The organism is Micromonospora sp. NPDC049060 (assembly GCF_040649055.1).
Lineage (GTDB): Bacteria > Actinomycetota > Actinomycetes > Mycobacteriales > Micromonosporaceae > Micromonospora > Micromonospora reichwaldensis.
Genome location: NZ_JBEZEV010000090.1, coordinates 18,273 through 27,243, shown reverse-complemented (window position 1 = coordinate 27,243; position 8,971 = coordinate 18,273). Strand labels below are relative to the sequence as shown.

Annotated in this window: 10 protein-coding genes; 8 read left to right on the top strand and 2 right to left on the bottom strand. The window is 76.6% G+C overall.

Annotated elements, in window-relative coordinates; translation table 11 throughout:
* The 8 genes from AB0B83_RS25155 to crtI all read left to right on the top strand — a co-directional run.
* On the top strand, window positions 1–260 hold a 260-nt coding region (locus AB0B83_RS25155; protein WP_357580225.1), incomplete at its 5' end, for a hypothetical protein.
* 140 nt (window positions 261–400) lie between these two features.
* Window positions 401–1,555, top strand: coding sequence for an EamA family transporter (locus AB0B83_RS25150; RefSeq protein ID WP_357580224.1), 1,155 nt, complete (start codon window positions 401–403; stop codon window positions 1,553–1,555).
* Window positions 1,556–1,589: 34 nt separating this feature from the next.
* Window positions 1,590–2,078, top strand: a complete 489-nt coding sequence (locus tag AB0B83_RS25145; protein WP_357580223.1) for a YbaK/EbsC family protein — start codon at window positions 1,590–1,592, stop codon at window positions 2,076–2,078.
* Window positions 2,079–2,178: 100 nt separating this feature from the next.
* Window positions 2,179–2,943, top strand: a complete 765-nt coding sequence (locus tag AB0B83_RS25140; RefSeq protein ID WP_357580226.1) for a monooxygenase — start codon at window positions 2,179–2,181, stop codon at window positions 2,941–2,943.
* The gene (locus tag AB0B83_RS25135) at window positions 2,940–3,515 is read left to right on the top strand and encodes a GNAT family N-acetyltransferase (RefSeq protein WP_357580222.1); all 576 of its coding nucleotides are present in this window, start codon (window positions 2,940–2,942) and stop codon (window positions 3,513–3,515) included. The genes AB0B83_RS25140 and AB0B83_RS25135 overlap by 4 nt, the downstream gene beginning before the upstream one ends.
* Window positions 3,512–4,468: a carotenoid biosynthesis protein gene (locus AB0B83_RS25130; protein WP_357580221.1), complete on the top strand. Its 957-nt coding sequence runs from the start codon at window positions 3,512–3,514 to the stop codon at window positions 4,466–4,468. The genes AB0B83_RS25135 and AB0B83_RS25130 overlap by 4 nt, the downstream gene beginning before the upstream one ends.
* Window positions 4,465–5,592: a glycosyltransferase family 2 protein gene (locus tag AB0B83_RS25125; protein WP_357580220.1), complete on the top strand. Its 1,128-nt coding sequence runs from the start codon at window positions 4,465–4,467 to the stop codon at window positions 5,590–5,592. Before AB0B83_RS25130 ends, AB0B83_RS25125 begins: the two co-directional genes overlap by 4 nt.
* Window positions 5,593–5,603: 11 nt before the next feature.
* Window positions 5,604–7,091, top strand: a complete 1,488-nt coding sequence (crtI, locus tag AB0B83_RS25120; RefSeq protein ID WP_357580219.1) for a phytoene desaturase family protein — start codon at window positions 5,604–5,606, stop codon at window positions 7,089–7,091.
* A 111-nt stretch (window positions 7,092–7,202) separates the two neighbouring features.
* On the opposite strand, the gene AB0B83_RS25115 is transcribed toward crtI, so the two are convergent.
* Together AB0B83_RS25115 and metF are read right to left on the bottom strand one after the other, a co-directional pair.
* Window positions 7,203–7,892, bottom strand: coding sequence for a CDP-alcohol phosphatidyltransferase family protein (locus AB0B83_RS25115; protein WP_357580218.1), 690 nt, complete (start codon window positions 7,890–7,892; stop codon window positions 7,203–7,205).
* Between the two features lie 43 nt (window positions 7,893–7,935).
* Window positions 7,936–8,853 (bottom strand): methylenetetrahydrofolate reductase [NAD(P)H], encoded by a 918-nt coding sequence (metF, locus tag AB0B83_RS25110; RefSeq protein ID WP_357580217.1) that lies wholly within the window; start codon window positions 8,851–8,853, stop codon window positions 7,936–7,938.
* Between the last annotated feature and the right edge of the window lie 118 nt (window positions 8,854–8,971).

Here is an 8,971-nt window from a genome sequence, read left to right as displayed (position 1 = left end):
CGGAGCTGGGCATCAACCAGCTCGGCGCGGTCTACGAGGGTCTGATGTCGTACACCGGGTTTTTCGCCGAGACCGATCTTTACGAGGTCGCCAAGCCGGGGGTCGTGGGCGGCGGGCGACGCTCCTGCCTGACGGGCCCGGACTCGCGACTGCCCGGGACCCAGGTGCGGCCCGCGGAGCCGCACCGCCGGAGCCGCGCCGCGAAACACCGCCCCGGATGGTTGGAACGGGCGTTCGAGGCAATCGAACACTCGTTCTAACTGCTGCTGACAGTACACCCTCCCTCCGACGAAAATGCAACGTGTGACGCGCGGACCTCGGACGACGTACGCAGGTGCCGGCTCCGGGCGTACGCCACCGCGGTCGGCGGCGGAGAGGGCCGCGGCGGTAGCCTCCGCCCGTGACCACCCCCCGCCCCGTCCTCGGGGTCGCCATGGTGCTCGCCTCGGCCGGGCTCTTCGCCGTCAACGGCACCGTCTCCAAGCTGGTGCTCCGCGCCGGCCTGGACGCCCCGCAGCTCACCCTGCTGCGCGCCGTCGGCGCCGTCACCGGGCTGCTGGTGCTGAGCGTGCTGCTGCGTCCGGGGGCCCGCCGGCTCCGAGCCACCCCCGGCCAGCTGCCGCTGCTGATCGGGTACGGGCTGGCCGGGTTCTTCGCCGTACCGATGCTCTACTTCGTCGCCATCTCCCGGCTGCCGGTCGGGATCGGGCTGCTGTTCGAGTACACCGCCCCGCTGCTGGTCGCCCTCTGGGCCCGGTTCGGTCAGCGCCACCGGGTGCGCCCGCGGCTCTGGGCCGGTCTGGCGTTGAGCCTGGTCGGCCTCGGCTGCGTGGCCGAGGTGTGGGGCGAGCTGAAGCTGGACGGCCTCGGCGTGCTCGCCGGTCTCGGGGCCGCGGTCTTCCTCGCCGCCTACTACGTGCTCGGCGCACACGGAACGGCGCGCCGGGACACGTTGTCGCTGTGCACCTGGGCGTTCGGCGCCTCCGCCGTGGCGGGCCTGCTCACCCGCGCGGTCACCGCGGGCACCGGCGGCTGGGAGCCGCTGGCCGCCGACACCGAGGGGGGCGTGCCCGTGGCGCTGCTCTGCGCGTACACGGTGGTGCTCGGCTCGATCGCGCCGTACCTGCTGGTGGCCGGGGCGATGCGGCACCTCCCCGCGACCAGCGTCGGGATCATCGGCATGGCCGAGCCGGTGCTCGCCTCGGCGGTCGCCTGGGTCGTGATCGGCCCCGGTGAGGCGCTCAACACCGCCCAGCTCACCGGCGGGCTCCTGGTGCTGGTGGGCGTCGCGCTGGCCGAGACGGCCCGGGTCGCCCCGGCCCGGGCCACCGCGCCGCCCACCCCGGACACAGGGCCACCCACCACGGACGCCGTGCCGCCCGCCCCGGACACAGGGCCGCCCGCCCCGGACGCCGCCACCGGGCCGCCCGCCCCGGACACAGGGCCGCCCACCCAGGGCACCGTGCCGCCCGCCCCGGACGCCGCCACCGTCCCGCCCGGAGCCGGCCGGACGGCGCCCCGCCCCGCCCGGCCGGGGTCCGGCACGGCCGGCTGAGCCGCCGACCGGCGTACCGGGAAGAATGGTCGACATGCAGCCACACCCGAACGTGCGGGCGGTGCAGGACGTGCTCGACGCCGCGGGCGCCCGGGACGGATCCGGCGCGCCGAGCCTCGTCCGCCTGCTGCCCGACGCGGTCCACACCGCCGCTGCCGCCGCCGAGTCGCTCGGCGTCGCGGTCGGGCAGATCGCCAACTCGCTCGTCTTCGAGGCGGACGGCGCGCCGCTGCTGGTGCTCACCTCCGGCGCGCACCGGGTGGACACCGCCGGCCTGGCCGCGTCCATCGGGGTCGGCCGGCTGCGCCGGGCCACCCCGGAGTTCGTCCGCGCGCACACCGGGCAGGTGATCGGCGGGGTCGCCCCGGTCGGCCACCCGCGCCCGTTGCGCACCCTGGTGGACACCGCCCTGGAGTCGTACGAGGAGATCTGGGCGGCCGGCGGCGTGCCGCAGGCGGTCTTCCCCACCACGTACCCGGAGCTGCTGCGGGTCACCGGCGGCGTCCCGACCGGGGTGGCGTGAGCGAGCGGAGCGAGCGAACCATGGGGCTCAGCAGCGTGGCGCCTCGCGCCGCCGTGGAGCGGAGCGAGGCGGTGGCGTGAGCGAGCGGAGCGAGCGAACCATGGGGCTCAGCAGCGAGCGGAGCGTGGGGGCCGACGTCCCGGAGCTGGTCACCCTGCACGTGTGGCGCACCTCCCGCGCCGCGCTGCCCCGGGCGTTGACCCGGATGGCGCTCGACCCCCGCCGGCTGCGGGCCGTGCCCGGCGTGCGGTTCGGCAAGCTGCTCGGCACCGGGACCGGCACCGGCTTCGGGCCGGGCGACGCCGACCTCACCCGGTGGGCGGCGCTGACCGTGTGGGACTCCCCCGCCGCCGCGGCCGGCTTCGACGGCTCGCCGGTGGGGCGCGCCTGGGCGCGGATCGCCCGCGCGTCCGTCCGGGTCGACCTGCGCCCGCTGAGCAGCCGGGGCGAGTGGTCGGGGCGCCGGCCGTTCGGGGAGCCGCCCGGCGGCCGGGTCACCGGCCCGGTGCTGGCGCTGACCCGGGCCCGGCTGCGGCCCCGTCGGGCGGCCACCTTCTGGCGGGCGATCCCACCGGTGGCCGCCGCGTTGCACGCCGCGCCCGGCCTGCTGGCCCGCTTCGGCGTCGGCGAGGCCCCGCTGGGCTGGCAGGGCACGGTGAGCGTGTGGCGCGCCCCGGCGGACCTCGTGGCGTTCGCGTACCGTCACCCGGAGCACCGGGCGGCGATCATGCGGACCCCCACCGAGGGGTGGTACGCGGAGGAACTCTTCGCGCGGTTCGAGGTGCGCGACGTGGTGGGTGACCGGGCGGTGCTGGGGTGGGTCGCGGACGGCGACCCGGGAGCGGCGGAGGGTGTACGGGCATGAGGTTGGTGCGGTGGACGCCGGACGATCTCGTCCGACGGCTGGACGACGTGGTGGCCGTCTACGGCGAGGCGATGGGCTACCGCCCTGAGCTGCTGGAGTCCCGACGCGGCTACATCGCCACCCACGTACGCCGGCCCGGCTTCCGCGCCGTCGCCAGCCTGACCAGCGAGGGCCACCTGGCCGGCTTCGGCTACGGCTACCTGGGCGGCTCCGGGCAGTGGTGGCACGACCAGGTCTGGCGGGCACTGGACGCCGCGACCCGGCAGCGCTGGCTGACCCACTGCTTCGAGGTGGTGGAGCTGCACGTCCGCCCGCCCGCGCAGGGGCACGGCCTGGGCGCGCGGCAGCTGCGGGCCCTGCTCAGCCTGGCGGAGGGGACGACCACGCTGCTCTCCACCCCCGAGGCCGACGAACAGAAGTCCCGGGCCTGGCGGCTGTACCGCCGGTTCGGCTTCGCCGACGTCCTGCGCGACTTCCACTTCCCCGGCGACGAGCGCCCGTTCGGCGTGCTCGGCCGGGACCTGCCGCTGGAGCCCTCGTCACCCACCCCGCCCGGCCGGCCCGTGCCATGACCCGACGGCTGTCCTGGGCGCTGCTGGCCGTGCTGGTGCTGGCGCAGATCTGCTACCCGCTGACCACCGGGGAGACCCGGGCCCGGCTGACCGTCGCCACCGTCGTGCTCGGCTACCTGCTCTCGGTCGGCCACGCGCTGCTCAGCCGGGGCCCGCGTACGGCGGCGGCGCTGGTCGCGGTGGCCACGGTCGGCGGGTTCGCCATCGAGGCGCTCGGCGTGGCCACCGGCTTCCCGTTCGGCAGCTACGACTACTCCGGCGAGCTGGGGCCGAAGCTGGCCGGGGTGCCGCTGATCATCCCGCTGGCCTGGACCTGGATGGCCTGGCCGGCCTGGCTGGCCGCCACCCGGCTGACCGGCGGCGACGCCGGGGACGGGCCGAGCGCCGGGGACGGGCCGAGCGCCGGGAACGGGCCGAGCGCCGGGGACGGGCCGAGCGCCGGGAACGGGCCGAGCGCCGTAGACGGGCCGGGCGCCGTAGACGGGCCGGGGCGCCGGGGCGGGCGGTTCCCCGTCCGGCGGATCGCGCTGGCCGCCGTCGGGCTGGCCGCCTGGGACCTCTTCCTCGACCCGCAGATGGTGGCCGAGGGCTACTGGGTCTGGCGGGACGCCACCCCCGCACTGCCCGGCCTGCCCGGCATCCCGGTGAGCAACTACCTGGGCTGGCTGCTCTTCGCCGTGCTGATGATGAGCGCGCTGCGCCCGCTGGCCGGGCCCGCCGTGGCCACCACCGACGGGCGGGACGGCCCGATGTTCGCGCTCTGGCTGTGGACGTACTTCTCCAGCGTGCTGGCCCACGCGGTCTTCCTCGACCTGCCCGCCTCGGCCCTGTGGGGCGCGGTCGGCATGTCGGTGGCCGCCGTGCCGCTGGCGGTCACGCTGGTCCGCTCCCGCCGCGACGACCGGCACGAGCCCCGTCAGCCGCAGCGCCCCGGCGTCGACGCGACGGCATGACCGCCGTCCTCGCGCTGCTGCTCGGCGTGGCCGCGCTGACCGCGCACACCCTGCTCAACGCCGGCCGCTGGCTGCGCCGCCCGGCCGAACGGCCGGCGCCGGTCACCGAGCCGGTGGCGGTGCTGCTGCCGCTGCGCGACGAGGCCGCGCGGGTCACCCCGTGCCTGCGCGCGCTGCTCGCCCAGCGGGGCGTGCCGCGGCTGCGCGTGGTGGTGCTCGACGACGGGTCGACCGACGGCACCGCGGACGTGGTCCGCGCGGTGGCGGGCGACGACCCCCGGGTCACCCTGCTCGACGGGGTCGCCCCGCCGCCGGGCTGGCTGGGAAAGCCGCACGCCTGCTGGCAACTGGCCACCCGGGCCGACCCCGCGGCGACCGCGCTGGTCTTCGTCGACGCCGACGTGGTGCTCGCCCCGGACGCGGTCGCGGCGGCCGTCACCGAGCTGCGCGCCGCGCGGGTGACGCTGCTGTCGCCGTACCCCCGGATCCTGGTGGCGACGGTGGCCGACCGGCTGGTCCAGCCACTGTTGCAGTGGCTGTGGCTCACCTTCCTGCCGCTGCGGGCGATGGAGCGCTCGCGGCGGCCGTCGCTGGCCGCCGCCGGCGGGCAGTTCCTGGTGGTGGACCGGGCCGGCTACGAGGCCGCCGGCGGGCACGCCGTGGTGGCCGGGCAGATCCTGGAGGACGTCGAGCTGGCCCGCGCGGTCAAGCGGGCCGGCGGCCGGATCGCCCTCGCCGACGGCTCGCGGCTGGCCGCCTGCCGGATGTACGAGGACTGGCCGCAGCTGCGCGACGGCTACTCGAAGTCGCTCTGGGCGACCTTCGGCAACCCGGGCGCGGCAGCCGCCGTGGTGGCCCTGCTGCTCCTGCTCTACACCGCTCCCCCGCTGCTGGCGGTCGTCGCCCTGGCCGCCGGCGCGCCGACGGTGGCCGCCGCGGCGCTCGCCGCCTACCTGCTCGGGGTCACCGGGCGGGCGGTCAGCGCCCGGGCGACCGGGGGCCGGTGGTGGCCCGACGCGCTGGCACACCCCGTGTCGGTCGTGGTCCTCGGTTGGCTGACCCTGCGGTCGTACCATCTGCGGAAGCGGCGTCGCCTGTCCTGGCGCGGCCGCCCCGTCACCTAGGGAGGCGCGGCATGGCGCGGATCGTGGTCGTCGGCGCCGGAGTGGGAGGGCTGGCCACCGCCGCCCGGCTGGCCGCCACCGGGCACCAGGTCACCGTGCTCGAACGCGCGGGCACCGTCGGTGGCAAGCTCGGCCGGTACGTCCGCGACACGCCGGCGGGCGCGTTCCACTTCGACACCGGGCCGAGCCTGCTCACCCTGCCCGACGTCTTCCACGACCTGTTCGAGGCGACCGGCGCGAAGCTCGACGAGTACCTGGACCTGGCGCCGGTGGACCCGATCGTGCGGCACGTCTTCCCCGGCGGCGGCCCGGCCCTCGACTCGTGCGCGGACCCGGCCGAGTTCGCCGCCCGGATCGGCGCGGCCTTCGGCGACCGGGCCGCCGCGGACTGGCAGCGGCTGTGGCGCCGGGCCGCGCGGGTGTGGCAGGCCTCGCACCGGGACATCCTGCGCCGCCCGATCGACTCCCCCCTGGACCTGGCCGCGCTGGCCTGGCGGCTGGGCGACCTGGCCGCCATCGGCCCGGGCCGGACGCTGCGCGGGCTGGGCCGGCGACACCTGTCCGATCCCCAGCTGCGGATGCTGCTGGACCGGTACGCCACCTACACGGGCGCCGACCCGCGCCGGGCGCCGGCCGCGCTGGTCGCCGTGCCCTACGCCGAGCTGACCTTCGGCGGCTGGTACCTGCGCGGCGGGCTGGGCACGCTCGCCGACGCGCTGCTGACCCGCTGCCTGGACCTCGGCGTGGTCGTGCGGACCGACGCCACGGTCACCCGGATCGACGCCGCGGGCGGGCGGGTGCACGGCGTACGCCTGCGCGGCGTCACCGCCCCGGTCCCCGCCGACGTGGTGGTGGCCAACGTCGACGCGCTCACCCTCTACCGGGACCTGCTGCCCAGCCCGCGCCGGCTGGCCGGGCTGACCGACCGCAGCCTGGCCGGTTTCGTGCTGCTGCTCGGCCTGACCGGGGACTCCGGGCTGGCCCACCACAACGTGTTCTTCCCCGGCGACTACGACGCCGAGTTCGACGCGGTCTTCGGCCACCCGGGGCGCGGCGTGCGGGCCCGGCCGGCGGCGGATCCCACCGTCTTCGTCACCGTGGCCGACGACCCGGTGGTCCGGCCGGCCGGCCACGAGGCGTGGTTCGTGCTGGTCAACGCACCCCGGCACGGCACCGCCACCGGTGCCGTCGACTGGCGCCGGCCCGGCCTCGCCGAGGCGTACGCCGACCGGGTCCTCGACGTGCTGGCCGAGCGCGGCGTCGACGTGCGGGACCGGCTGGTGTTCCGGGAGGTCCGCACCCCGGCCGACCTGGACGACGCGACCGGCGCGCCCGGCGGATCGATCTACGGCACCGCCGGCGGCCTGCTGCGCCCGGCCAACCGGGGCCCGGCGCACGGGCTGTGGCTGGTCGGCGGCTCCAGCCACCCCGGCGGTGGCCTGCCGATGGTGACCCTCTCCGCCCAGATCGTCGCCGACGACATCGGCCCCGCCTGGTAGCACCTTCGGGTGTAAGGAAGGGCACCTTGTCAACGCCTGAGGTAGCGGAAGGGCCCCTTCCTCACACCACGGCACCCCGGCCAGAGGCCGTCCGGACGGGCCGGTGCGCGGTCAGCCGGCGTCGATCAGGGCGCGGCGGACGGCGGAGAGCAGCTGGCCGAGGCCGAACCCGGCCAACAGCACCCAGACGGCGGTCGCCATGGTGATCGTGCCCGCCGCCAGGTCCGGCTCGATCAGCCCGGTCAGCCCGGCCAGCAGCAGCCCCACCAGGGCCACCGAGACCCGGGTGGGGCGCTCCCCCACGGTCACCGCGCCGAGTTCCCGCATGCCGGCGGAGACCGCCCGGGCGCGGACGTACTCGTGCAGCCAGGAGAGCGCGCCGGCGGTCACGACGAGCGTCCCCGGCGCGCCGACCAGCCAGAACGCGGCCAGCCAGGCGACCTCGCCGAGCCGGTCGGCCAGCGAGTCGTAGACGTAGCCGAGCCGGGTGGTCCGGTTCGTGGCCACCGCCACCGCGCCGTCGACGCTGTCCGCCACCGCGGCGAGCAGCACGAACAGCGCCGCGAGGAAGGGGCCGTCCTGCGGCCGTACGGCGAACAGCGGCACGCAGGCGCAGAGCAGCACGCCGACCACGGTGACCGGGGTCGGGCCGACCCGCAGCCGGCCCAGCACGAACCCGACGTGGTAGGCGAACCGCAGCCAGGCGCGGACGACGGGGGCCGCCGCCCGGGGGTCGAAGCCCCCGTGCAGCCGTGCCCAGGCCGTGGCGTACTCGTCCCAGTTCAGCTGTGTGCCCACCACGGAACAACCGTCGCACCGCCGCTCAGGTGTCGCGGCACCGGGGTCACACCCGCGCGTCGACCTGGAGGTTCTGCCACACCTCGCGGGTGGCGGTGGAGCGGTTGAGGGTGATGAAGTGGATCCCCGGCACGCCCTCGTCGAGCAGCCGCCGGCACATCTCGCTGGCCTGCTCGACGCCGAGCCGGCGCACCGCCTCCGGGTCGTCGGCGACCTTCGCGAACCGCTCGGCCAGGGCCGGCGGGAAGGGCGCCCCCGAGAGCTGCGTGGAGCGCTCGATGGTGCCGATCTGGGTCACCGGCATCACGCCGGCCAGGATCGGGGTGTCGCAGCCGGTGGCGGCGACCCGGTCGCGCAGCCGCAGGTAGTCGTCGGCGTCGAAGAACATCTGGGTGATCGCGAAGTCGGCGCCGGCCCGGCACTTGCGCACGAAGTGCTCGGTGTCGCTGTCGACGTCGGGTGACCGCGGGTGCTTGAAGGGGAAGGCCGCCACCCCGACGCTGAAGTCGCCGGCGTCGCGCACCAGGCGGACCAGGTCCTCGGCGTAGAGCACGCCCTCGGGGTGGCGCACCCAGTCGCCGCCCGGGTCGCCCGGCGGGTCGCCCCGCACGGCGAGCACGTTGCGCACCCCGACGCCGGCGAGCCGGCCGATGACGTGGCGCAGCTCGGCCACGGAGTGGTTGACCGCGGTCAGGTGGGCCATCGGCAGCAGGGTGGTCTCGGTGGCGATCCGCTCGGTGACCGCGACGGTGGTGTCGCGGGTCGACCCGCCCGCGCCGTAGGTGATCGAGACGAACGACGGGCGCAGCGACTCCAGCTCGCGGATCGCCTGCCACAGCAGCCGCTCGCCCTGCGGGGTCTTGGGCGGGAAGAACTCGAAGGAGAAGGTCGGCTGGCGGTCACGGATGAGCTCCCCGATCGCCGGCTGCGGATTGGGGAAGACCGATGGAAGACCGAGCGCCACGCCCCGACTCTAGCGGGCCGGGCCCTCCGGGCCGAGACCTTCCCACACTGGTGGACGAGGACCGCACGACCGCCGGCCCCGCCGGGGGGCCGGAAAGCGTCGTACCCCCGGAGTAGTC

What these genes read in the sequence shown, in the direction of transcription:
- AB0B83_RS25145 (WP_357580223.1), top strand. Translation starts at nt 1,590, where the DNA reads ATGCAGCCACACCCGAACGTGCGGGCGGTGCAGGACGTGCTCGACGCC.
- AB0B83_RS25140 (WP_357580226.1), top strand. Translation starts at nt 2,179, where the DNA reads ATGGGGCTCAGCAGCGAGCGGAGCGTGGGGGCCGACGTCCCGGAGCTG.
- AB0B83_RS25135 (WP_357580222.1), top strand. Translation starts at nt 2,940, where the DNA reads ATGAGGTTGGTGCGGTGGACGCCGGACGATCTCGTCCGACGGCTGGAC.
- AB0B83_RS25130 (WP_357580221.1), top strand. Translation starts at nt 3,512, where the DNA reads ATGACCCGACGGCTGTCCTGGGCGCTGCTGGCCGTGCTGGTGCTGGCG.
- AB0B83_RS25125 (WP_357580220.1), top strand. Translation starts at nt 4,465, where the DNA reads ATGACCGCCGTCCTCGCGCTGCTGCTCGGCGTGGCCGCGCTGACCGCG.
- crtI (WP_357580219.1), top strand. Translation starts at nt 5,604, where the DNA reads ATGGCGCGGATCGTGGTCGTCGGCGCCGGAGTGGGAGGGCTGGCCACC.